Genomic DNA, 20,671 nt, shown 5'->3' on the forward strand with positions numbered 1-20,671 from the left:
TATCAACATATCTGGCGTTGATTTTTGGCACGCTGTTGAGTTCTCAAGGAACGGACGCTTCCTTTGTACTCACCCTCTCGGGCTTTCCTCCGGGCTTTTCCCTTCGGTCTTGCGTTTCCGACTCTATCAGGGTTTTTCCGACTCCCTGACCACCGTCCTGCGGGCATGCAGAAAGTGACCCCGGGATAGGATCTGACAAGTTGGTTACTGCCGGGCGAGGTGCGCGGTTGCGTCGCTCAACCCCAAGCAGGAGTACGACTGTACACGCGGCCGCCGAGCGGGTGCAAATCGATTTGAGGTATGGTCTAGACCACTCTGGAGTGCTCGCGCGGAACCGGCACTTCACGTGACATACCCTGCTGAACAGTGTGCCGTCGCACAGGCTGACGGCCCATATCGATCTCCACCCCTGGGAGGTTTCCCATGACCACCGTGACGTCCCCATTGGCAGGACGCGCCGTCGGACTGGCCTCCGTGCCGGATCCGGTCTTCTCCGGGGCCATGGTCGGCCCGGGGACCGCGATCGACCCGGTGCGTGAACCGTCCGAGGCTGTGTCACCCGTGGACGGAGTCATCGTCTCTCTTCACCCGCACGCGTTCGTCGTCGTCGACGAGCAGGGCCACGGCGTACTCACCCACCTTGGGATCGACACCGTGCAGCTCAACGGCGAGGGCTTCGACCTGCTCGTGAACAAGGGCGACACCGTGACGCGCGGCCAGGGCATCGTCCGCTGGAACCCGTCGGCCGTTGAGGCTGCCGGTAAGTCCCCGGTGTGCCCGATCGTGGCCCTCGAAGCCACGGCAGAGGCCCTCTCCGAACTGCGTGATGACGGCGATGTAAAGGCCGGCGACAGTCTCTTCGTATGGAAGTGACTTCTGCGCCGTCACATGACGGCTAGTAGGACGACAACCACCGCGGCGGCGGGACCCGCCGCACTATTCGGAGACGGGTGAGATGGAGACAACCCTGCGAGGCGTCGGCGTGAGCCACGGCGTGGCGATAGGCGAGGTTCGGCACATGGGAACGGCGGTCCTAGAGCCGCCGGCCAAGCAGATTCCGGCTGAGGAAGCGGAGCGCGAACAGGGGCGTGCCCGCAAGGCCGTGGAGGCTGTGGCAGCCGACCTGATGGCGCGCGGCAACCTGGCGGGGGGCGAGGCACAAGCGGTGCTCGAGGCCCAGGCCATGATGGCCCAGGACCCCGAGCTGATGGCGGACGTGGACCGACGTATCGCCGTGGGCAGCACGGCCGAGCGCGCTGTGTACGACGCCTTCGCCGCGTACCGCGAGCTGCTGGCGGGTGCGGGTGAGTACCTTGCTGGTCGCGTGGCCGACCTCGACGACGTGCGGAATCGTATCGTCGCTCGTTTGCTCGGGGTTCCCATGCCGGGTGTCCCGGACAGCGACGAGCCCTACGTTCTTGTCGCTCGCGATCTCGCCCCGGCCGACACGGCGCTGCTGGACCCCACTCTGGTTCTCGGCTTTGTCACCGAGGAGGGTGGGCCGACCAGCCACAGCGCGATTCTGGCGCGGGCGCTGGGTGTGCCGGCCGTCGTTGCGCTGCCGGGTGCCGGTGAGCTCGCCGAGGGCACGGTCATTGCTGTGGACGGCAGCACGGGCGACATCTTCGTGAACCCCAGCGAGGAGAAGAAGGGGGAGTTGGAGGCCGCTGCTGCCGCGCGCAAGGCCGCGCTCGCCGCGTCGACCGGGCCGGGCGCCACCGCGGACGGCCACAAGGTGCCACTCCTCGCCAATGTCGGCGGACCGTCGGACGTTCCGGCCGCTGTCGAGGCGGGCGCTGAGGGTGTCGGTCTGTTCCGGACCGAGTTCCTCTTCCTCGACGACAGCAAGAAGGCGCCGTCGGAGGAGAAGCAGGTAGAGGCCTATCGGCAGGTTCTCGAAGCCTTCCCCGAGGGCCGGGTCGTCGTACGTGTCCTGGACGCCGGCGCGGACAAGCCGCTGGACTTCCTGACACCCGCGGACGAGCCGAACCCGGCGCTGGGTGTGCGGGGCCTGCGGACGCTGCTGGACCACCCCGAGGTGCTGCGCACCCAGCTGACAGCCCTCGCGAAGGCGGCGGAAGGGCTGCCCGTCTACCTCGAGGTCATGGCCCCCATGGTGGCGGACCGTAGCGACGCGAAGGCATTCGCGGATGCCTGCCGTGCAGCCGGGCTCCAGGCGAAGTTCGGTGCGATGGTGGAGATCCCGTCGGCCGCGCTGCGGGCACGTTCGATCTTGCAGGAAGTCGAGTTCCTGTCGCTGGGGACCAACGACCTGGCGCAGTACACCTTCGCCGCGGACCGTCAGGTGGGTGCGGTTTCCCGTCTTCAGGATCCGTGGCAGCCTGCGCTGCTCGACCTGGTCGCTTTGTCCGCGGAGGCAGCGAAGGCCGAGGGCAAGAGCTGTGGTGTCTGTGGTGAGGCGGCGTCCGACCCGCTGCTGGCGTGTGTGCTGACCGGTCTGGGTGTCACCTCCCTGTCCATGGGCTCGGCGTCGATTCCTTACGTCCGGGCGACGCTGGCGAAGTACACGCTGGCGCAGTGTGAGCGTGCTGCTGCGGCCGCGCGCGCGGCGGACAGTGCTGAGGAGGCGCGCAACGCCGCTCAGGCGGTGCTGTCCGGCGAGTAGGCGCAACCACCCGGCTGCATCGTGGTTGCTGTGGGGCGCTCCATCCTCTGGATGGAGCGCCCCAGGCATTCAGTGGTGGTGCGCCGGTGGAGCTTCCTCATTGCCGAGATCCGGCGGTGCGCAGTAGTCGACCCCCGATTCCGGGGAGATGAGGTCTCCGGAGTCGATGTCGGTGCAGTAGGCGTCGAAGACCTCGCCTGCGGTGAGTGGTTCCAGGCCGTCTCCGCGCAGGCGCCATCCGTAGATGCGGTCGGACGTGCCGGGGGCGATGGTCCGCATGACGAGCCTGCCGGGGCTCCGCGTGGCGAGGCCGAGGGCGAGGACGGTGGTGAACTCCAGGGCTTCGGCCTCGTCGAGGTGTGTGGCGCCCTCGGCGTCTTCGTCGGCATGCAGGACGGAGACGAGCGTCTCCGGCGTTCCCGTGACACTGCAGACGAGGTGTCGGCTTCCCGGGGAAGCCGTGTCGAGGATGCGGGCGAGGAGGTTCGAGGCGCGGGTGAAGGATGCGCGGCCGATGTCCTCGCCGCAGGTGGCGCAGGCACCCAGCCGTGCCAGGAGTGTGGACGCGTACTCCCAGGTGGCTTGGCGGACGGCTTCGTCGACCAGGGCCGGGACGAGGTCTGCCAGGGACTGGCCTTGGTAGGGGACGGTGGGTCCTGTGGTCGCGAGTTCGGCGGTGAAGTGGGCGCGGCTCGACGGGATGTCGGGGTCAAGGCCCGTTTCCGCGCAGAACTCGGCGTATTCCAGCGGATCGAAGAGGGCGATCGTCGTATGGCTGCCTTGAGAGGCACGTGTCCTGAGCAGGGCCTCCACCTGTTGGAGATAGATCTTGTGGTCGTCGAAGGTGAAGCTGCGGTAGTGCCGCATGGCACCGAAGTCGTGCTCGTCGGTCAGCAGGCCGATCGTGCCGGCGATTTCGCGGCGCAGGACGCGTCGCATCGTCTGGTCGTCGGTGTGCGCCATGTTTCCCCCTGGTGTGCACAGTCGATCAATGCTCACTCACAGTAACCGGCGGCACTGACAACGGCGTGGGGCGATGGGGACGCAAGCCGGTCTGCCTCGGATTCCCGTGTTCGGCGATGCCCGGGGCAGGCGGCGGTCAGGCGCGTTTGCGGGCCAGCTGCTCGTAGAAGTGCAGGAGGTCGAGGTTGTCGATGGAGCCCGGGTTGACCGCCTTCTCCAAGGGGGTTCCTTGGAGAAGGCGCTTGACCGGGACCTCGATGCGCTTTCCGGTGAGGGTGTGGGGGACGCCGGGGACTTCGATGACCTCGTCGGGGATGTGGCGTGGTGAGAGCTGGTCACGGATGGTCTGCTTGATGCGGGTCAGGAGCTCTTCGTCGAGCACGGCTCCCGGGGCCAGGTGCACGAACAAGGGCATCCAGTAGCCGCCGTCGGGCTGTTCGATGCCGATGACGAGGGATTCCTTGATCTCGGGGAGGCGCTCGACCGCTTCGTAGATGTCGGCCGATCCCATGCGGACGCCCTGCCGGTTGAGCGTCGAGTCGGAACGGCCGTGGATGACGACGGAGCCGCGGGAGGTGACCGTGATCCAGTCGCCGTGGCGCCATGCGCCGGGATAGGTGTCGAAGTAGCTGTCGTGGTACCTGCTGCCGTCGGGGTCGTTCCAGAAGTAGATCGGCATGGACGGCATGGGGTTGGTGACCACGAGCTCCCCCACCTCGTCGATGAGGGATTCGCCGCTGGGGTCCCAGGACTGAAGGTCGGTGCCCAGGCCCGGCGCCTGGAGCTCGCCGACGTAAACGGGCAGAGTGGGCACGGCTCCCGCGAAGCAGGAGCAGACGTCCGTGCCGCCGCTGACGGAAGCGATCCAGAGGTCGTCGCGGACCTCGCCGTGCAGCCAGCGGAACCCGTCGGGTGGCAGCGGTGATCCGGTGGTGGCGACGCAGCGAACCCGGGTGAGGTCGAAGTCGCGTGCCGGTCGCACGCCGGCCTTGCGGCAGGCCATGACGTACGCGGCGGAGGTGCCGTAGAGGGTGGCTCCCGTGCGTTCGGCGATACGCCATTGGGCGCCCGTGTCGGGATAGCCGGGGCTGCCGTCGTAGAGGACGATCGTGGTGCCGGTGAGGAGGCCGGAAACGAGGAAGTTCCACATCATCCAGCCCGTGGACGTGTACCAGAAGAAGCGGTCCTCGGGGCCCAGGTCACAGTGCAGCCCGAGTTGTTTGAGATGTTCGACGAGGATGCCGCCCTGGGACTGGACGATGGCTTTGGGGAGGCCGGTGGTGCCGGAGGAGTAGAGCACCCAGAGCGGGTGGTCGAAGGGCACCTGCTCGAAGACGGGTTCCTCGTCGGCGGCTGTGAGGGCCGACCATTCCAGTGCGCCTTCGGGAGCCGCTGTGCCGAGGAGCGGGATGTGCACCACCGCGCGCAGCGTGGGCAGTTCGCGACGCAGTTCGGCGACGACGTCGCGACGGTCGTGCTCCTTTCCGCCGTATCGGTAGCCGTCGACGGTGAAGAGGAGGACCGGCTCGATCTGCTGGAAGCGGTCGAGGACACTGCGTGCGCCGAAGTCGGGGGCACAGGAGGTCCAGACACCGCCGACGGCAGCAGTCGCCAGCAGGGCTACCACGGCCTGCGGGATGTTCGGGAGGTAGCCGCTGACGCGGTCGCCGGGGCGTACGCCGAGGGCGCGCAGCTCGGTGGCGAGGGAGCCGACCTGGCGGCGCAGCTCGGACCAGCTCACCGGGCGGGGCTCGTGGGATTCGTCGACGTAGAGGAGAGCGGGTTCGTCGGCGCGGGTCGCGGCGGCGCGCAGGGCGTGCTCGGCATAGTTCAGGGTCGCGTCGGGGAACCATCGGGCGCCGGGCATCGTGCGGTCGCCCAGCACGCGCGCGTAGGGGGTGGAGAAGCGTACGTCGAACCACTCCGTGACGGCTTTCCAGAAGGTGTCCAGTTCGTCGACCGACCAGCGGTGCAGGGCCGCGTAGCCGCCCTGGGCGGGTGCACCGTGGTTTTCGGCGGCCCATGCCTGGAACCTGGTGACCTGAGCCTGGGCGATGCCTTCCGGATCTGGCTGCCAGAGCGGCTGAGGGTTCATGATCGACATGGAGCGGCTCCCGGACTGTGCGCGTCGTGTGCGTCTTCCGCGCACGGCTGGGTTGTGCGCGTGACGCGGCTGACACGGACGATGCCATGTGATCGACTTCTACACCAGGGTGCGCCCCACATAGTCCGTGTCGTGAACCTGGGGTCGAACCACATGGTCAGAGCGATTCCCGGGTGATCACATCTCACGTTCTCTCACGGACGGCCCGTGGAGGCCCTCCCAAGTGGCGGCGGCACCGCGCAGATCCTCCACGCTCGGCTTGATGTACCACTTCTTCGTGGTCTTCACGTTGGCGTGTCCAGCCCACCGGGCCAGGATGTGATCCGGTACCCCGTTGTTCGCGAGGTAGGTCAGGCACGACGCGCGCGCGTCGTACAGGCGGACCCGGCGCAGGCCCAGCTTCTCCATCAGCCGGTACGCCTCCACCCGCAGGTGCCGGACCTTCAACACCTCGCCCACAGCGTCGACGGTCACATACCCCTGGTCCAGGTAGTCGGCTCCGAGGGCCAGCTTCTCGGCAGCCTGGCGGGCCCGGAACTTCTTCAAGGCTTCCAGCAGCGGGCCCGGGATGGGGAGGACCCTCTCGCCCGCCTCCGACTTGGTGTCCTTCTCCACGACTTCGTTGTTGTCGATCATGGTCCGGGTGTTCGCGATCTCCAACGTGCGGAGCTCCAAGTCAACGTCCTCCCAGCGGATGCCGCAGACTTCGGCCGGCCGGAGCCCCATGATGCCAAGGAGGAGTGGCGCGTAGAGCCGCTCGTCCAGAATGCCGGCGACGAAGAGGCGGACCTCCTCGGGTGTCCACGGCGGCACCTCGACCTTCGCCCTCCGCTCAGCCTTCCGCGCCTTCCGGGGGATCGTCACGTTCTCGGCCGCGTTGATGGCGACCAGACGCTTCGTCACCGCCCGGTTCAGCGCCTCCTTGAGCCTGCCCAGCGCCATCTCCACCGTGGTCGTGGACAGTCCCCTCTGCCCGTTGCGCGGGCGGACCCGGCCTTCGGTGAGCATCCAGTCGCGGAACTCCTCGACCTGTTCCTCGGTGAGCTCCTGGAGGCGGATGTAGCCGAGCTTCTTCCGCACGGGCTTCAGGGTCGTCTCATACGCGGCGATGGTGGTGACCTCCAGGTCCTCGGCCATCTTGACCAGCCACCGATCGAGCCACTCCCCCACGGTGATCTCGTTCGGGAGGATGAGAGTTCCGTTCGCCTTCTGCCCGCGGATGCGGTCGACCTCGGCCTGAACCTCCGTCTTCTTGTCCATGGTGATGGTCAGCTGGTTGCGCTTCATGACCGGCTTGCCGGTCGCCTCGTCGATGATCACCTCACCGGACACGGGATCCGTCTTGGGTGAGGCGCCGACGTCCACGACCGTGCGGTAGCGGACCTTGCCGCTACCGAGCACGATCCTCTTGATCTCTGCCACTGGCTCCTTCTCTCTAGGGGTGGGGTGCCGTCATCCGCCTCCCGCAATGCAGGCCGCGAGGTCCAGGACCGGCCAGATGACCAGCCCCAGACACAGCCCGGACCTGCCGAGCGACGGGGACGGCGTGGGATCTACTGGTGGCTCAGGTGTGGAGGGCGCGGGCGAGGGCCCTCCGGTGGGCGGGCTCGGCTCGGCGCTGCCCCCCGATGATGCGCTACCGGAGGGCGTGATCGGCACGGAAGGCGTACCGCCGTCGGCGGTCGCCCCCGAGGCGCCGCCGACAGTGGTGGACGCTGGCGCCATTGGGCTGACGGCGGCTGGCGGTCCGGTTGTTTCTGGTGGGCTGCCGGTCGCTCTGGGTGCAGGTGTGGAGGGTGGGGCGACGCTTACGGTCGCTGTCGCGGTCGGTGCGGAGGACCGCGGCCCGCGTTTGTCTGCCGGCCACTGGGTGGCGATCAGCAGGGTGATGGCGGTCGCGACTGCGGCGGCGCCCACGGCAGCTGCCGTCCACTGCCCACGGGGGGTCTGCAACGCGTTCCGTACGGTGCCACCCAGGGCCACCATCGCAGCGGCGAGCCCTCCGATGTAGAGGCCCAAGTGCCTTTTCCGTCGGACGGGTTGCTGACCTGCGGGCGATGGCTCGGAGGTTGCTCCGTTTGCTGCTCGTACTGCGGGTTGATCGGGTGCGCCCTGGAGGGCGCGGAGTATCCATTCGCTGTTGCGCTCGGCACGCATGTCACTGAGCTGCCGGGAGAGTTGCCTCCCCCGCCGGAAAAGCAGCGCAACGAATATCAAGTTTGCGAAGCCGAGCCCAGCCGCGAGAACGATTCCGCTCATTCTCGTCCCCTGTGCAGGTGGGTCTCGGTACCTCGCACAGGTCGGCGCTTCTGTGCGAGGTACACACGATGCGACAGAAGTTGACCATTGGTGACCAGGTGAACACGTTTCGTAGCCGAAACGTTACTTTTACGTACCTGTGCGTGAAGCTCGCCCCTCCGCTGGACGCTCAACCGGCAGCCCGGAAGGGGGTTCTCCCCCCTCGCCGAGCTCGCCGGCCTCGACACGCTCGGCGAGCCTGCGCAGGGCGGGCCCGCGGTCGCGCGCCGGGAGCTGCCCGAGCATGTCGACGATGATGCGCTGCCGTTCGGAGTCCAGGGCGTCCAGTGGGTCGGGCAGGCTGGCGGTCTGCCCGGCGTTCTGGATCTGGATCTCGCGCAGGATCTGCGCCGCGTCCTCTCGGCCGGCCTCGACGAGTCTGCTGGGGGTGACGCCGACCGTGTGTGCCATGTGCGCCAGCGTCTTGGGGAGTGCCTTCACGGGGTCGGATTCACCGACCTTGCCCTTGAAGCCCTTCTCGATCTGACGCCACCGGAAGCCCTTGATGCGGACGGGCGTCCGCTCGGCGGCTTCTTCGGGACTGAGGCCGCGCGCCTGTCGGGCGAGACGGATGAGGTCTGCCTCGGGCGGCGGCTCGGGGGGGCCGTGCTCGGGCGAGCCCATGCTTTGAGTCCTTCCTACTCCTGTGGACTTTCGTCAACTTCAGTCAACTGTCCCAGAGTCAAGGCCTGCCCCCAACCCGGGAACCCCTCCACACAAGTCCTTCACAAACGGGGTTCTACTTTTCGCTACTCATGACTTGACTGTCTTCTACTTTCATCTACTCTTGAGGCATGTCACCCACTCAAGACCCGAAGCGCCTCAGACGGCGGCGGATCGAGGCGGGCCTGAACAAGCGCGAGCTGGCCGCAGGGGCCGAGATCCACCCGTCGTACGTCACGTGGCTCGAACGGGGAGAGCGCAGCGCGTCGCCCAGAGTCCTCAAGCGGCTCGCCAGGACCCTCCACTGCCAGATCGCCGACCTGATGCCCCCGCCGCCGACCGACGACCAGGCAGGTGCGGCCTGATGCCCGCCGAAGTCCCCACCCTCGACGAGATCCGAGCGTGGCCAGCCACGGTCAGCGTGCCCAAGGCCGCGACCGCGCTCGGCATCTCCAAGACCTACCTGCACGGCCTGATCAAACGGGGTGAGTCCCCCGTGAGGGTCCTGCCGCTCGAAGGTCGGCACCGCGTCATCACCGCATCCCTCGTCCGGCTGCTGGAGGGCTCTTGATACGGGCTCGCCGCCGAGGGCTCCTCGGCTGGCAGTGCCCGACCTGCGAGCACCGGAACCCGAAGCACCGCATGCAGTGCCGGAAGTGCCGGCGGGACCGCCCGCTAGGCGCCTGATCCACCTCCTGAACGCGCCGAAGGGCCGCCGGATGCGACCCGACGACCCCGCGACTCGGCGCCTCCACCACAGAGAAAGCAGAGGTCACCGTGACCACTGAGACTACCGATTCGATTACCAAGGGCATGCAGGCCCTGGCCGCGATGGAGACCCACGCGGCGCACCTCAGCGAGGTCGCGGCACGACTGCTCACGGAACACTCCGGTGGGCTGCCCGAGCTGCTGGCCGTCCGCGCCGAGGCGACGCAGGACCGTCCGCACCTGGCGCTGCAGCCGCTGGACGCGGACGACGCCCAGCTTTGGGCCCGTGCCCTGAACGTGGACGTGACGGTGCGCATCGAAGACGGGGGCGAGAACACCATCGTTGAGCGGGCCACGGCGGAGTTCACGGTCGACGGCGTGACGGTGCGGATCGGCTCGTGCCAGTGGTACTCGGCCAAGCAGTGGGCCGAGCGCATCGCCGAGGCGGTCGCCGCGTGAACACGAAGCTGGTGAACCACGCAGCGGACGTGATCTGCCGCGCGATGGAGACCGGCCGCCACACCCCGGCGAGTTGGGCAATGGCGCTGGAGTCGGCGCAGCTGCTCCAGTCGCCGGAGAAGGCCGCCGAGCTGATCGCCCTGCGGAACGACGCACTGAACATGCGCGGCGCCCTGTCCCCGAACGGGTTCCCGCGCCGGGTGCCGATGCCGCTCGGGAAGGAACTGGCCCCGGTTGTCGAGTGGCTGCTGAACCGCGTCGACGAGCTTGAGCAGCAGCTGGCCGCGAAGGACCGCCCGGCCGACGAGGACCCGATCGCGTACGCGCTCACCGACAAGGCCTCCGCGCCCGTGTCCGCGCCGCAGCGTGAAGCGTCACCGCGGCACGAGAGGCTGCGTGACCTCCTCGCCGCACAGCGCGCCATGGTCCTGGAGGACCAGCACGACAGCCCCCTGCACCATGACTACCGCGTCCCCCGGGACCTCCCGGAGGCGCAGCGATGAGCCGCAACGACATCGAACTCGCGCTGCGCCGCTACTTCCGGCGCGACGCCGACCCGAACGCCTCGGCCGCCCGGCTGCTCGCGCAGTACAACGCCGACCGGGAAGCACTGGAAAAGGCTGCCGTCGAAGGCCGGGCCGCGCTCGCCGCCCTCTGCCACGACCTCGAAGACCCCGGCACCGCCGCACTCGGCGCGCTCTACCTGCTCCAGCAGGCCACCCTCGGCACGCCCATGCAGCCCGGCGAGACCGTCCCGCTGATCTACCGGGCGGAACACGACACGATCGTGATGGAGCTGTACACCAGCCGTGAGGGCGCCCGCGAGCACTGCGAGGCCGAGGAACGCCGCACCTGGTCGAAGGGCACCAACCTCACCTTCACCTGGATCCCCGACGTCTCCGACCCGCTCAGCCCCGAGGAACTCTCGGTGTTCGCGGGCCAGAACGAGGAGTCCGTCACCGGCTACGTCGTGACGCCGCTGGAGATCGCCTCCAAGTACGACCCGGAGGCCGACGAATGACGACGACCGCGCAGGCCGGGGCACCGTCCCCGGCCGCCGGCCCGGTCCCCCCGACCGGCCGCCTCATCCTCAACCACACCGCCGCGCGGGATGTGTGGCTGGACGCTCGCCGCCAGGGCATCGGCAGCAGCGACCTGCCCGCCGTGATGAACCTGTCCGGCTTCAAGACCCCGCTGCATGTCTTCCACGACAAGCGCGGACGCCTCCCGCACGACGAGGAGTTCAGCGAGGCCGCCCACTTCGGCGTGCTCTTCGAGGAGCCCCTCGCCCGCGACTGGGCGCGCCGCAACAGGACCGTCGTCGAACCGGTCGGGCTGATCGCGAACGTCGACGAGGCCTGGCAGATGTGCACCCTGGACCGGCTGTGCACCGAGTGCCCGCTGGACCGTTCACAGCGGTCGCTGTGCGCGCTTGAGGTGAAGACCCGCAACGCGTTCGTCGCGAAGCTCTGGAATCAGGGCCCGCCGGACGACGTCCTCGCCCAGGTGCTGTGGCAGATCCTCGTCACCGGCCTGGACCACATCCACGTCGTGTGCCTGATCGGCGGCCAGGACTACCGGCAGTACACCGTGCGCCGCGAAGAGCACGTGAAGCTCGTCGCCTATCTGCACGCCGAGGCGTCCCGCCTGTGGCACGAGCACATCGTGCCCGGCCGGGCCCCGGCCCTGTCCGGAGACGAGCCGGCGGACGCGCTGATCGAGCTGTACGACCGCCTCCACCCCGACCGCGACGGTGTGACGGTCCTGGACCGCGACCTCGATGCCGTCGACGCCATGTCGGAGTACATGGAGGCCGCCTCGCTGGAGAGCCGGGGCAAGCGCCGGAAGGCGGCGGCCAAGGCCAAGTTGCTCGGCTCCCTCGGCAGCGCTCAGGCCGCCGTACGCCACGACCGGCCCTTCTTCTCGATCGAGCAGTCGTTCCGTAAGACGCCCGATCTGGCGCGCCTCGCCGAGGAGTTCCCCGAGGCCTACCGCGCGTGCGTCGCCGACGTCGCGCACGACCGCATCGCCATCCCCAAGCCTGTGCGCGAGGAGTTCACCGCATGACGTCCCTGACCGAACGCGCCGAGCAGCACGCCACCAGCAGCGAGCCGATCCCGGCCCCGGCGTTCACCGCACCGCTGGCGGCCGAACCCCTGCCCGACCTCGACTTCGAGGCCAACGAGGCGTACCCCGCGCCGGACATGGTGCCGGTGCACATCGCGTGGCTGCGCGTCCGCAACGACGTGCGGGCCGTCGCCAAGAGCGACCGGCACATCGAGAACGGCAAGCTGAAGTACCACTTCCGGGGCATCGAGGCCGCCCTCAACGCCTTCGGCCCGGCCACGCTCCGCCACGGCATCACCGTGATGGCCGTCGACATGGCGACGTCGTACCGCGACACCAAGTCGAGCCGGGGCAACCCCATGCGGGAGTGCACGGTCGTGGTGACGTGGCAGGTTCTCGGGCCCAAGGGCGACAGCCTCCCGCTCCTCAAGTCCGCCGGCGAGTCCCTCGACTCCGGCGACAAGGGCACCGCGAAGGCGCAGTCCCTCGCGCTGCGGGCCCTCCTCTTCAACACCGGCATGATCCCGACCGGCGACCCCGAGCCCGAGGCCGCCCAGGTGGAGCGGGGCGACGCCCCCGTCCGGTCGGCGAACGACTACCGGGACGAGATCCTCAACCCGGACACGTCACTCGGCCGCCTGGAGCAGATCAGCTACGAGCTGGGCAACGCCCGCATGCTCCACGTCCTGGTGCAGAACGAGAACGGCGACGAGGAGACCCTCGACGCCCTCGGAATGCGGCACTACCAGGAGCGCAAGGCCAAGCCGGGCGGTGAGGCGTGATGTTCGTCCGCCGCAGCACGTACAACGCCCTCAAGGCCCGGTACGAGCACACCAGCGAGCAGCTCGGCAAGACCCGCGAAAAGCTCGTCGGCTGGAAGGGCTCCGCGATCCGCGTGGCCGGGCGGAACACGGAGCTGGCCCGGCGCCTGGAGGCCTCGCGCGACGTGGCGTTCCTCGACACCGAGTACGCGGGTCAGCTGGAGTTCCGGCTCGCCCGCGTGCTGACGGCCTGCGTTCGCTACCGCGCCGACCTGGCTGCGGAGACTCGCCGTGCCGACCGCCTTCAGCGCCGCCTGGACGACGCGCTCGGCCTCAACACGGCCGGGATCGAGTTGGGCAGCGGCTGGCAGGACCGGCGTGAGGACAAGCGCGTCAGGGGGGCGTCGTGAGCCCTCTGCACAGGCTGCTCGATCGGGTCCTGCCGCCGACCGGCCACCACCGCGGCACCCGGGCTGGAACGGTGCCGGAGCGCATCGAGGTGTCCCTCGACGACCTCCTCGGCCCTCCGTGGCCGGATCCGGCCCCGACACCCGCCTTCGGCGTCGCCGTCACGCAGGCCTGGCGGGACTGCCCGCCGTGCGACAAGGCGACCGCGGGCGTGCTGCACAAGGACGGCTGGACCTGCGGCGAATGCCTCACCACGACCACGCCCCGGGGGGACTCATGAGCGCCTCGCACCAGCACCCGAACTCTCTGCCCAACGCGCTGGAGTGGGCAGACCGAGCAGCCTGCCGCGGCTACGACTTGGAGCTGTTCTTCTCGGACGCGGCTCGCAACGTCCAGCGGGCAAAGCAGATCTGCCGCATGTGCCCGGTCCGTGAGGAGTGCCTCGCCGAGACCCTGCGCGCGGAGGACGGCTCCCGGTACGGCATCAGCGGCGGGCTCACGCCCGAGGAGCGCACCGAACTGGTCAACGGGCCCCGCACGACGGGCCGGAAGCCGGCGAAGTGCGGGACGCGATCTGCCTACCAGCGGCACGTGAAGAAGAAGGAGCCTATCGACGAAGCGTGCCGTGTCGCGAAGCGCGAGTCCGACCGGCGCCTCCGCACCACGGGCACCACGAGGCCCTGACGTGACCGGACGCCGGCGCCACCGCGACCCGCCGGACCCGGAGCCGGAGTACGTGCCGGGGACGCTCCTCGACTGGACCAACCGCGACGAGCACTGGTCCTGGGAGGAGCGGTCCTGCCGCTACTGCGGTGGTCCCACGAACCTCCGCGACTCCAAGCGCAAGCCCGCTCACAAGGTGTGCGCCGAGGAGGCGCTCACCCGCCAGGCCGCCGAAGCGGCTGAGGCCTACCAGATCGGAAACACCAAATGAGTCGTCAAGTCCGCCCCGCAGGCCCCCTGAACAAGACCGCGCTCGGCGAAGCCGTCGCCGACGTGCTCGGCCTGTCCATCGAGGACGGCCACCAGGCCGTCGCCGCAGTCCTCGACACGATCGCCCGCACGGTCGCCTCCGGCCACCAGGTCACCGTCACCAACTTCGGGACCTGGGCGCCGAAGGAGGTTCCCGCCCGTAAGGCGTGGAACCCGCAGACCGGCGACCCGGTGGTTGTGGAGGCCGGTATGAAGCTCCGCTTCCGGGTCTCCCCGCAGCTCCAGGCGGCCGTGAAGGCCAACGACCCGGACGCCGCGGTCATCACCAAGCGCCACCGCCGCACGGCCGGAGACGCCCGGTGACCCGGGGCCCCGTCCTCAAGGGCGACCAGCGCGAAGCGGTCAAGGAGCAGGCCAAGGACTGGTACCTCCAGGGCTGCACGATCCATTCCACGGCCGCGAAGATCGGCCGCTCGTACGGCGGGACCCGCGACCTGCTCCTCGAGGCCGGGGTGAAGCTCCGGCCCCGTGGCGGCATGCGTGGCCGCTTCGGATCGGCGGACCGCTGATGGAGCGCCTCTTTCATGGCGGCATCCCTGGGATGAAGCCCGGCGAGGTGATCACTCCGCACCCGCCGAACGTCGTCGACGGCTGCGCCATTTGCGCCACCAAAGCGGCTGGTGAGCAGCCGGTCGTCGAAGGCCTCGGCGTCGTCGACCCGCTCACCGAGCGGCCGGACCGCGTGTACGTGACTACCGATCGCGAGTACGCCCGGTTCTACGCCTCGAAGTACCCGCTCGGCGACCTGTACGTCATCGAGCCGGTCGGCGACCTGGAGCCGTCCACGGAGGATCACTTCCCCTCCTGGACGGTCCCGGCCGCGCGCGTCGTCAGCGTCTACGACCGCGCCGTACGGCTCACCCCGCACCGCCGCCGGACCCTCCTGCGCCGCTGGGAAGCCGCGGACATCGAGCACGCCCTCCAGCGCGAGTAGCTGCGGCTCGGGGCGGTCCACCAGGGCCGCCCCACCGCCCGGATCTGCCGTATCGGTTCAGCAACATCACGGAGAGAGACCCCAGTTGAGCACTGAGGAGCAGGCCACCGCCTCCAGCGGGAGCGTTCCCCTCGCGTACGGGAACGCCCTCGCGTGGAAGTGGTCCCGCGAGATGCCCACGCCACTCCGGCGGGGCTTCCTCACGCTGCTCTACGCCCTCCGCGCCATGGCCAACGCGTCCGGCGAACTCCGCTTCCACAGCGACCGCCAGCCCATCCGTATCCAGGACATCGCCCGCGCGGCTGGCGCCAGTGAGAAGGACGCGCGCCGCTACCTGGACGCCGCGATCCGGGCCGGGGTGGTCGTCGTGAAGGGTGAGCGGAAGCGCGGCAAGCCCACCTTGTACGTGATCCTCCCGACGCCGTGGCCGGACTGGAAGGCCGCCGAGGACTACCTGAAGTCGACCGCGCGGAAGCCGGGGAAGCGTCCCGCACCGTGGTCGAAGGAGGCCGGAAGTTCGGGTGACCGCGACCCGAACCAGAACGGGTCACCGCGACCCGAACTTACCGACGGTACGGAGAACGAAGTTCGGGTCACCGCGACCCGTACGAGTTCGGGTGACCGCGACCCGAACGGTTCGGGTCACCGCGACCCGAACAACCCAGGTAGTACCCAAGGTCTTTCCCAAGACGGGGCTGATGTCGGTTCTCAACCTCAGCCACTAGGCCCCCCCGAGTCACAAGATCACGACTTCCAGGACGAACAGACCCCGGACGACGACACGTCCGGCTGGATCACCTGCGCCCGCTGCCACGACCCGATGCTGCCGCGCTACGGCCGCACCACCCACGCCCACTGCCAGCCCCTCACCGAACCCGAGAGGACCGCGTCATGACCGCAGGACCGCAGACCCGGCACCCGGTCCCCGACCACATCCCCGAGCAGCTGCGCGAGGCCTTCGCCACCACGAAGGGCCGCGACATCCCTCAACACAGCCCGTACCAGTCCGGCGACGCGGTCCAGATGCGCGGTTGCCCGGGTGAGATGCCCGGACATCGCCAGACCGGCTTCCGAGGCTGGGTCGTCGCCACCGTCGGCGCCACGATCCTCACGGGCATCACCACCGACGGCGAGGAGTGGTGGGAGTACTGGGGCCGCCTGGAGCCCGACAACGAGTCGCCCAGCAAGCGCCGCCCTCGTCCCGAAGCCCGGCACGCCAAACAGCGCGCAGAGAGCCCTCGTCAGCCAGCCCGCGGCCAGATGGACCTGTTCGGGACCACACCGTGAACGCCTACGAGCGGCTCATGGCCGAAGCCCTCCCCACCGGCCGCTTCGGCTACCCGCCGCCGCCCAGCGACCCCCACAAACGGCCCTGGACGCCCCTCGAACAAGCCGAACACCGCCGCGTCCTCGACGAAGCCCTCGCCGACTGGACCGATCCCGGAGACCGCGCCGGACAGAAGCGCGACCGCCTCCGACTCGTCCCAACAGACCAGAGCCACACAGACGCCGCCTGACCACCCTGGAGCCCCACGTGGACCGGATCTACACCAACCACCGCCACGGCGAACGCCGCATCCACATCGAGATCGCAGACAACGAGATCGACGACCTCCTCGAAGACCTCCAGGACCTCGCCGAGGACGACAACGCCTACGACGCCACCAAGCAGCTCATCAAGGCCCTCCACGAGTCCAACGGCGCCTTCGCCCTCGACCGCCGACGCGACGCACACGAAGCCCAGACCAGCAGCACCTGACCCGCCGCTCATCCGGTTCCGCCAGCCATCGCGCACAGAGAGAAACGATCATGAGCTTGCCCGCCCCGTTCAACCCCGACCACTTCGAGTTCCGCCTCTCACCCGACCGCCGCCAGTTCGCCATCTGGCAGCCCGGCAACGAGCCCTGGTTCGTCCCCGAGGCCGCCATGCAGGGGCGCTGGCTCAAGCCGAACGACATGGACCGCCTCGGCTGGACGCGCTACGTCCCCGTCGACGACACCCCGCCGGCCGCCGTGGAGCCGTCCGACCAGCCGCGCCTGTTCCATCTCCAGCGTGACCACGACGTCTCCGGCGTCTCCGGTACCGGCCGCGTTGCGAACGGCGTCCTGTGGCCCGACGGGACCGTCTCGCTGCGCTGGATAGGCGAACGCCCGTCCACGGTCTCCTGGGACCGCCTGGCGGACGCTGAGCACGTCCACGGGCGTGGTGGCGCGACCCGCATCGTGTGGGCCGACGAACAGCCAGCCGTCACGCGGGCCTTGGTCCTCCTCGCAGCCGCTGAGCGCCTCCACGAGGTGGCCGTGACGCGGCCCCTTCGGGATGCCGAAGCAATCCGGAGCGCAGCCGCCAAGCTGCGCCGCATGGCCGACGAGGCAGCCCCCATGGTCGGCAGCTTCGCACGCGACGGATTCGGTGCCGACGAGATCGCCGAAATGCTCGACGCGGACACCGCCCGCCGCATCCCACTTCCCGGCATCCCCAAGTGCCCCGCCGACTGCCCGTGCCGCCGCGTCCCGAAGGCCGGCGAGCAGCAGTGACCACCGCCGCCCGCGACGCCGCGGACTGGCGCCTGCGGGCGGCCTGCCGCGGCCAAGACACCAACCTCTGGTTCATCGACAGCGGCCACTACCGCACCGCCCTGGCCGTCTGCGGCGGCTGCCCGGTCCGCGCCGAGTGCCTCCACGACGCGCTCGCCACCGAGCCCTCCTGGCACCGCTACGGCCTGTGGGGCGGCCTCACCCCCCGCCAGCGCGCCCAACTCCCGCCCCTCGAAGGCCCCAAGGACATGACCATCGCCGCCCTTCGCCGCCTCCTCGACGAGATCGACGCCCAGGGCGGCCCCGACGCCGCCCGCCACAACCGCCTCCACCTCCCCGACGACGAAAGGACACCCGAACCCATGACCACCACACCCGCCCCCAGCCCGACCCCGCCGGTCGTCGACGTCCAGCTGAAGGCCGGCGCCGACGTCCGCCTCCGCGAGCCCGAAGCGCTCCCCATCGGCCAACTCCTGAAGTGGGGCGACGAGCACCCCGACGCCGACGTCCGCGACCAGGCCGCCCGCACCCGCGCCGCGTTGACCGGCCTCCGCACCCGCCACGCCGCCGACCAGGAACTGACCGCCATCACCACGGAGGCCGAGCAGCTGGAGAAGCGCCTCGCCGAACTCCGGGCGCGTGAGCAGGAGCTGGTGCCGGCCAAACCGAAGCGGAAGCGCGCCGCGTACGTCCGCGACTACGACACCCGCACCGTCCGCGCCTGGGCCGACCAGAACGGCGTCGACTGCCCTCGCATGGGTCAGCTCCCGAAGCGCGTCCTGGACGCCTGGCGCGCTGCCCAGGAGCAGCAGTGATCGCCTCGCTCCTCGCCAGCTTCGCTATCGCCGCCGTGATCGTCGCGTGGACGTTCCTCGCGACGGTCCGGTGGGCCCGCTTCGGCACCGACCAGCCCACCCCACCCCGTCGCACGCCCACCTGGGCCCGGAGGAACCGATGAACCGCCTCGCCCACACCCTCTGCGGCCTCTACGCCTCCAGCCTCTTCCCCCTGGGCTACTTCGCCACCACCAGCGCCCGCAACGACGCCCGATGGCAAACCGCCACCCTCGTAGCCCTCTCCCTGCTCCTGGTCGTCGCTGCCGTCCGCGAGTACCTCGCCGCCGACGAGAAGCGGGCCGCCATGGCTCAGGCCGAACGCGCCGCCCGGCCACCAGACCCCAGACCCGCCATCGACGGCATCGTCGCCATCGCCCTCGCCGCGGCCTGCTGCGAACGCTGGTGGACATCCGCCGGCACCGACCACGACCCCACTACCTGCACCAGGAAGGACCAGACCACATGAGCTACCCGACGATCTTCACCACGCCCGGCCTACGCCTTCTCGCCGAGGAGGTCGACGCCGAACGCCAAGCGCAGCTCGCCAAGTGGGGCGTGCAGCTGCACCCCGTCGTCGAGACCCGCGACATCGACCTCGTCACCCACCACTACTACGCTGGCCGCGCCGACATCTGGCGGCAGGTCAACGAGGAGCGTGCGACCCCCAGCAGCGGCAACCGGTGCGTGAAGTGCCCCGGCAGCGCGGACGGCCCGCACACGCACACCGCGTGGGACGGCGTCCTCCTGGAGGAGGTCTACGAGGCGCTCGCCGAGGCCGACCCGGTGAAGCGCCGCATCGAGCTGGTCCAGGTGATGGCTGTCTGCGCCGCGATGATCGCCGCCGACGAGAGTCGAGAGGTGGACGACTCTGCCTCGGCCGCGCCCGAAGTCGTCCACCTCGACCCGAACCCGCAGGTCAGCGAGCCGTCCCAGGTGGACGAACTACCCGCCTGCACCTGCACGTACGGCCAGCGCTGCCCTAACTGCCGCGACTGAGCCAGGAGCTGACCATGCCCGAAGAGCCTTGCCCGTTCTGCGAGATCGTTGCCGGGCGCGCGCCTGCGACCTACGTCCATGAGTGGTCCGACGTGATCGCGATCGTCCCGCTCACCCCGGTGGTCGACGGCCACACCCTGGTCATCCCGAAGCGGCACGTCCGGGACTTCGCCAGCGACCCCGAAGTATCCGCCGACGCGATGCTGCACGCCGCGCAGCTCATGCGCTGGACGAACCGACCCATGAACCTGATCACTTCGCGCGGCCGCGAGGCCACGCAGTCCGTGTTCCACCTGCACCTGCACCTCGTCCCCCGCGCCGAGAACGACGGCCTGGCGCTGCCCTGGTACAGCGGCCGGTCCCGAGCACAGGTCCACGTCCAGCCGGACCCGCCCCACGTCGCCGAGGCCATACGCGACATCCGTCGCTTCGGCGCACCCCCGCGCCGTTCCTGAGCATGACGAAGGGGCGCGCGCCAACGTCTTGGCCGGACCAGCGCACGCCCCCAGGCGGGATCACCGTACCGCCCCACGCACAACAGGAGCACACACGATGAACACCGCCACCCACCTCCGCACCATCGCTACCCACTGGACTGACCTCACCGACGCCCTCGCCACCACCGGCACCACCACATGGCCACCCGCCGGCCGAATGAGCGACTACCTCAACGCCCTCGACCAGGCCGACGAGGAACTGGCTGAGGCCGCGCGCTGGCAGGCCGCCTACAACCGACAGTTCCTCGACCGCGACCCGGCGCAGATCGGCGCCACCCGGCCGCCCCTCCGGATCGCGATCCTCGACACCATGCGCAACGTCGAAATCGCGCTCACCGCCACCGGGGACCAGGTCGCCGCCGCCGTCCAGCGCTCGCCCATGTCGTTCGCCCCGCGCGGGTGGCCGGCCGCCGACCGGCAGCGTCGCGACCAGCTGGCGCGCGCCGACACCGCCGACCCCCGACGCTGGCGATACGGCGGACGCCACACCGCCCCGCACACCGCCCTCTGGCTCCTCGCCCGCGTGGAAGCCCGCCCGGGACCGTTCCGGCCGCTCCCCGACCGTGAGTACCGGCTGATCGCCAACGTCGCCCAGGAGGCCAGCGAGCGCATAGAGCGCGCCCTCGACATCGCCGACCGCACCGCCACGCTCGCCATGCCCTGCCCACGCATGATCAACGTGGTGTTCCCGTGCTCCGGCCGCATCGAGATACACGGAGGCGCCGGCGCCGAACCGGTCGCTCACTGCATCGAGTGCGGGCACATCTGGACCGGGCAGGACAGATCAGCGGTTGCCTGAAAGCAGCGTCCGCCCCCGTCC

31 protein-coding genes are annotated in these 20,671 nt (G+C 69.6%); 27 read left to right on the forward strand and 4 right to left on the reverse strand.

What is annotated here, in order from left to right:
* The first annotated feature begins 423 nt into the window (after nt 1-423).
* Together ACFU95_RS20760 and ptsP are read left to right on the forward strand one after the other, a co-directional pair.
* The gene (locus ACFU95_RS20760) at nt 424-873 is read left to right on the forward strand and encodes a PTS glucose transporter subunit IIA (protein WP_383829430.1); all 450 of its coding nucleotides are present in this window, start codon (nt 424-426) and stop codon (nt 871-873) included.
* An 82-nt stretch (nt 874-955) separates the two neighbouring features.
* Nucleotides 956-2,626 carry a phosphoenolpyruvate--protein phosphotransferase gene (ptsP, locus tag ACFU95_RS20765; RefSeq protein WP_383829433.1) on the forward strand — a complete coding sequence of 557 codons (1,671 nt, stop codon included), beginning with the start codon at nt 956-958 and terminating at the stop codon, nt 2,624-2,626.
* 69 nt (nt 2,627-2,695) lie between these two features.
* Here ptsP and ACFU95_RS20770 read toward each other — a convergent pair whose 3' ends face one another.
* From ACFU95_RS20770 to ACFU95_RS20785, 4 genes are all read right to left on the reverse strand, one after another.
* A complete protein-coding gene (locus tag ACFU95_RS20770; protein ID WP_383829435.1) occupies nt 2,696-3,589 on the reverse strand; it encodes a hypothetical protein in 894 nt (297 codons plus the stop codon).
* A gap of 136 nt (nt 3,590-3,725) precedes the next feature.
* Entirely contained in the window at nt 3,726-5,693 is a 1,968-nt protein-coding gene (locus ACFU95_RS20775) for an acetoacetate--CoA ligase (RefSeq protein WP_383829438.1), read from the reverse strand.
* A 177-nt stretch (nt 5,694-5,870) separates the two neighbouring features.
* Entirely contained in the window at nt 5,871-7,115 is a 1,245-nt protein-coding gene (locus ACFU95_RS20780; protein ID WP_383829441.1) for a tyrosine-type recombinase/integrase, read from the reverse strand.
* Nucleotides 7,116-8,081: 966 nt separating this feature from the next.
* Nucleotides 8,082-8,615, reverse strand: coding sequence for a hypothetical protein (locus ACFU95_RS20785; RefSeq protein ID WP_383829444.1), 534 nt, complete (start codon nt 8,613-8,615; stop codon nt 8,082-8,084).
* Nucleotides 8,616-8,785: 170 nt separating this feature from the next.
* Between ACFU95_RS20785 and ACFU95_RS20790 the strand changes: the two genes are divergently transcribed.
* From ACFU95_RS20790 to ACFU95_RS20910, 25 genes are all read left to right on the forward strand, one after another.
* Nucleotides 8,786-9,019, forward strand: coding sequence for a helix-turn-helix domain-containing protein (locus ACFU95_RS20790; protein ID WP_383829447.1), 234 nt, complete (start codon nt 8,786-8,788; stop codon nt 9,017-9,019).
* Nucleotides 9,019-9,225 carry a DNA-binding protein gene (locus tag ACFU95_RS20795; RefSeq protein ID WP_383829450.1) on the forward strand — a complete coding sequence of 69 codons (207 nt, stop codon included), beginning with the start codon at nt 9,019-9,021 and terminating at the stop codon, nt 9,223-9,225. The genes ACFU95_RS20790 and ACFU95_RS20795 overlap by 1 nt, the downstream gene beginning before the upstream one ends.
* A 206-nt stretch (nt 9,226-9,431) precedes the next feature.
* Nucleotides 9,432-9,821 (forward strand): hypothetical protein, encoded by a 390-nt coding sequence (locus tag ACFU95_RS20800; RefSeq protein ID WP_383829453.1) that lies wholly within the window; start codon nt 9,432-9,434, stop codon nt 9,819-9,821.
* Nucleotides 9,818-10,324, forward strand: a complete 507-nt coding sequence (locus tag ACFU95_RS20805; protein ID WP_383829456.1) for a hypothetical protein — start codon at nt 9,818-9,820, stop codon at nt 10,322-10,324. Before ACFU95_RS20800 ends, ACFU95_RS20805 begins: the two co-directional genes overlap by 4 nt.
* On the forward strand, nt 10,321-10,842 hold the full coding sequence (locus ACFU95_RS20810; RefSeq protein ID WP_383829459.1) for a hypothetical protein: 522 nt from the start codon (nt 10,321-10,323) through the stop codon (nt 10,840-10,842). The genes ACFU95_RS20805 and ACFU95_RS20810 overlap by 4 nt, the downstream gene beginning before the upstream one ends.
* Nucleotides 10,839-11,888 carry a YqaJ viral recombinase family protein gene (locus ACFU95_RS20815; protein WP_383829462.1) on the forward strand — a complete coding sequence of 350 codons (1,050 nt, stop codon included), beginning with the start codon at nt 10,839-10,841 and terminating at the stop codon, nt 11,886-11,888. Before ACFU95_RS20810 ends, ACFU95_RS20815 begins: the two co-directional genes overlap by 4 nt.
* Complete coding sequence (locus ACFU95_RS20820; RefSeq protein ID WP_383829465.1) at nt 11,885-12,670, forward strand: ERF family protein; 786 nt, start codon at nt 11,885-11,887, stop codon at nt 12,668-12,670. The genes ACFU95_RS20815 and ACFU95_RS20820 overlap by 4 nt, the downstream gene beginning before the upstream one ends.
* On the forward strand, nt 12,670-13,059 hold the full coding sequence (locus ACFU95_RS20825) for a hypothetical protein (protein ID WP_383829468.1): 390 nt from the start codon (nt 12,670-12,672) through the stop codon (nt 13,057-13,059). Before ACFU95_RS20820 ends, ACFU95_RS20825 begins: the two co-directional genes overlap by 1 nt.
* Nucleotides 13,056-13,337, forward strand: a complete 282-nt coding sequence (locus tag ACFU95_RS20830) for a hypothetical protein (RefSeq protein WP_383829471.1) — start codon at nt 13,056-13,058, stop codon at nt 13,335-13,337. Before ACFU95_RS20825 ends, ACFU95_RS20830 begins: the two co-directional genes overlap by 4 nt.
* Nucleotides 13,334-13,741: a WhiB family transcriptional regulator gene (locus ACFU95_RS20835; RefSeq protein ID WP_383829474.1), complete on the forward strand. Its 408-nt coding sequence runs from the start codon at nt 13,334-13,336 to the stop codon at nt 13,739-13,741. Before ACFU95_RS20830 ends, ACFU95_RS20835 begins: the two co-directional genes overlap by 4 nt.
* Before the next feature lies 1 nt (nt 13,742).
* A complete protein-coding gene (locus ACFU95_RS20840) occupies nt 13,743-13,991 on the forward strand; it encodes a hypothetical protein (protein ID WP_383829477.1) in 249 nt (82 codons plus the stop codon).
* Entirely contained in the window at nt 13,988-14,353 is a 366-nt protein-coding gene (locus ACFU95_RS20845) for an HU family DNA-binding protein (protein ID WP_383829480.1), read from the forward strand. The genes ACFU95_RS20840 and ACFU95_RS20845 overlap by 4 nt, the downstream gene beginning before the upstream one ends.
* The gene (locus ACFU95_RS20850; protein ID WP_383829483.1) at nt 14,350-14,559 is read left to right on the forward strand and encodes a helix-turn-helix domain-containing protein; all 210 of its coding nucleotides are present in this window, start codon (nt 14,350-14,352) and stop codon (nt 14,557-14,559) included. Before ACFU95_RS20845 ends, ACFU95_RS20850 begins: the two co-directional genes overlap by 4 nt.
* Entirely contained in the window at nt 14,559-14,984 is a 426-nt protein-coding gene (locus tag ACFU95_RS20855) for a hypothetical protein (protein ID WP_383829485.1), read from the forward strand. Before ACFU95_RS20850 ends, ACFU95_RS20855 begins: the two co-directional genes overlap by 1 nt.
* 85 nt (nt 14,985-15,069) lie before the next feature.
* Complete coding sequence (locus ACFU95_RS20860; RefSeq protein ID WP_383829488.1) at nt 15,070-15,879, forward strand: hypothetical protein; 810 nt, start codon at nt 15,070-15,072, stop codon at nt 15,877-15,879.
* The gene (locus ACFU95_RS20865) at nt 15,876-16,271 is read left to right on the forward strand and encodes a hypothetical protein (RefSeq protein ID WP_383829491.1); all 396 of its coding nucleotides are present in this window, start codon (nt 15,876-15,878) and stop codon (nt 16,269-16,271) included. The genes ACFU95_RS20860 and ACFU95_RS20865 overlap by 4 nt, the downstream gene beginning before the upstream one ends.
* Nucleotides 16,268-16,501, forward strand: a complete 234-nt coding sequence (locus tag ACFU95_RS20870) for a hypothetical protein (protein WP_383829494.1) — start codon at nt 16,268-16,270, stop codon at nt 16,499-16,501. Before ACFU95_RS20865 ends, ACFU95_RS20870 begins: the two co-directional genes overlap by 4 nt.
* A gap of 17 nt (nt 16,502-16,518) precedes the next feature.
* Complete coding sequence (locus tag ACFU95_RS20875) at nt 16,519-16,743, forward strand: hypothetical protein (protein ID WP_383829497.1); 225 nt, start codon at nt 16,519-16,521, stop codon at nt 16,741-16,743.
* 50 nt (nt 16,744-16,793) lie between these two features.
* Nucleotides 16,794-17,522, forward strand: a complete 729-nt coding sequence (locus ACFU95_RS20880; protein WP_383829500.1) for a hypothetical protein — start codon at nt 16,794-16,796, stop codon at nt 17,520-17,522.
* Nucleotides 17,519-18,337, forward strand: a complete 819-nt coding sequence (locus ACFU95_RS20885; RefSeq protein WP_383829503.1) for a WhiB family transcriptional regulator — start codon at nt 17,519-17,521, stop codon at nt 18,335-18,337. Before ACFU95_RS20880 ends, ACFU95_RS20885 begins: the two co-directional genes overlap by 4 nt.
* Nucleotides 18,334-18,480, forward strand: coding sequence for a hypothetical protein (locus ACFU95_RS20890; RefSeq protein ID WP_383829506.1), 147 nt, complete (start codon nt 18,334-18,336; stop codon nt 18,478-18,480). The genes ACFU95_RS20885 and ACFU95_RS20890 overlap by 4 nt, the downstream gene beginning before the upstream one ends.
* Nucleotides 18,477-18,824 (forward strand): hypothetical protein, encoded by a 348-nt coding sequence (locus ACFU95_RS20895; RefSeq protein ID WP_383829509.1) that lies wholly within the window; start codon nt 18,477-18,479, stop codon nt 18,822-18,824. The genes ACFU95_RS20890 and ACFU95_RS20895 overlap by 4 nt, the downstream gene beginning before the upstream one ends.
* The gene (locus ACFU95_RS20900) at nt 18,821-19,354 is read left to right on the forward strand and encodes a hypothetical protein (RefSeq protein ID WP_383829511.1); all 534 of its coding nucleotides are present in this window, start codon (nt 18,821-18,823) and stop codon (nt 19,352-19,354) included. The genes ACFU95_RS20895 and ACFU95_RS20900 overlap by 4 nt, the downstream gene beginning before the upstream one ends.
* Nucleotides 19,355-19,368: 14 nt before the next feature.
* The gene (locus ACFU95_RS20905; protein WP_383829514.1) at nt 19,369-19,809 is read left to right on the forward strand and encodes an HIT family protein; all 441 of its coding nucleotides are present in this window, start codon (nt 19,369-19,371) and stop codon (nt 19,807-19,809) included.
* 97 nt (nt 19,810-19,906) lie between these two features.
* Complete coding sequence (locus tag ACFU95_RS20910) at nt 19,907-20,650, forward strand: hypothetical protein (protein ID WP_383829517.1); 744 nt, start codon at nt 19,907-19,909, stop codon at nt 20,648-20,650.
* Nucleotides 20,651-20,671 lie beyond the last annotated feature (21 nt).

Origin of the sequence: Streptomyces sp. NPDC057623, from assembly GCF_042800355.1 — a bacterium.
Lineage (GTDB): Bacteria > Actinomycetota > Actinomycetes > Streptomycetales > Streptomycetaceae > Streptomyces.

Excerpts from the sequence above, each read along its gene's own strand:
- ACFU95_RS20825 (WP_383829468.1), top strand. The coding sequence starts at position 12,670 with ATGTTCGTCCGCCGCAGCACGTACAACGCCCTCAAGGCCCGGTACGAG.
- ACFU95_RS20810 (WP_383829459.1), top strand. The coding sequence starts at position 10,321 with ATGAGCCGCAACGACATCGAACTCGCGCTGCGCCGCTACTTCCGGCGC.
- ACFU95_RS20770 (WP_383829435.1), bottom strand. The coding sequence starts at position 3,589 with ATGGCGCACACCGACGACCAGACGATGCGACGCGTCCTGCGCCGCGAA.
- ACFU95_RS20845 (WP_383829480.1), top strand. The coding sequence starts at position 13,988 with ATGAGTCGTCAAGTCCGCCCCGCAGGCCCCCTGAACAAGACCGCGCTC.
- ACFU95_RS20910 (WP_383829517.1), top strand. The coding sequence starts at position 19,907 with ATGAACACCGCCACCCACCTCCGCACCATCGCTACCCACTGGACTGAC.
- ACFU95_RS20900 (WP_383829511.1), top strand. The coding sequence starts at position 18,821 with ATGAGCTACCCGACGATCTTCACCACGCCCGGCCTACGCCTTCTCGCC.
- ptsP (WP_383829433.1), top strand. The coding sequence starts at position 956 with ATGGAGACAACCCTGCGAGGCGTCGGCGTGAGCCACGGCGTGGCGATA.
- ACFU95_RS20775 (WP_383829438.1), bottom strand. The coding sequence starts at position 5,693 with ATGTCGATCATGAACCCTCAGCCGCTCTGGCAGCCAGATCCGGAAGGC.
- ACFU95_RS20790 (WP_383829447.1), top strand. The coding sequence starts at position 8,786 with ATGTCACCCACTCAAGACCCGAAGCGCCTCAGACGGCGGCGGATCGAG.
- ACFU95_RS20760 (WP_383829430.1), top strand. The coding sequence starts at position 424 with ATGACCACCGTGACGTCCCCATTGGCAGGACGCGCCGTCGGACTGGCC.
- ACFU95_RS20785 (WP_383829444.1), bottom strand. The coding sequence starts at position 8,615 with ATGGGCTCGCCCGAGCACGGCCCCCCCGAGCCGCCGCCCGAGGCAGAC.
- ACFU95_RS20835 (WP_383829474.1), top strand. The coding sequence starts at position 13,334 with ATGAGCGCCTCGCACCAGCACCCGAACTCTCTGCCCAACGCGCTGGAG.
- ACFU95_RS20905 (WP_383829514.1), top strand. The coding sequence starts at position 19,369 with ATGCCCGAAGAGCCTTGCCCGTTCTGCGAGATCGTTGCCGGGCGCGCG.
- ACFU95_RS20815 (WP_383829462.1), top strand. The coding sequence starts at position 10,839 with ATGACGACGACCGCGCAGGCCGGGGCACCGTCCCCGGCCGCCGGCCCG.
- ACFU95_RS20865 (WP_383829491.1), top strand. The coding sequence starts at position 15,876 with ATGACCGCAGGACCGCAGACCCGGCACCCGGTCCCCGACCACATCCCC.
- ACFU95_RS20795 (WP_383829450.1), top strand. The coding sequence starts at position 9,019 with ATGCCCGCCGAAGTCCCCACCCTCGACGAGATCCGAGCGTGGCCAGCC.
- ACFU95_RS20820 (WP_383829465.1), top strand. The coding sequence starts at position 11,885 with ATGACGTCCCTGACCGAACGCGCCGAGCAGCACGCCACCAGCAGCGAG.
- ACFU95_RS20855 (WP_383829485.1), top strand. The coding sequence starts at position 14,559 with ATGGAGCGCCTCTTTCATGGCGGCATCCCTGGGATGAAGCCCGGCGAG.
- ACFU95_RS20880 (WP_383829500.1), top strand. The coding sequence starts at position 16,794 with ATGAGCTTGCCCGCCCCGTTCAACCCCGACCACTTCGAGTTCCGCCTC.
- ACFU95_RS20895 (WP_383829509.1), top strand. The coding sequence starts at position 18,477 with ATGAACCGCCTCGCCCACACCCTCTGCGGCCTCTACGCCTCCAGCCTC.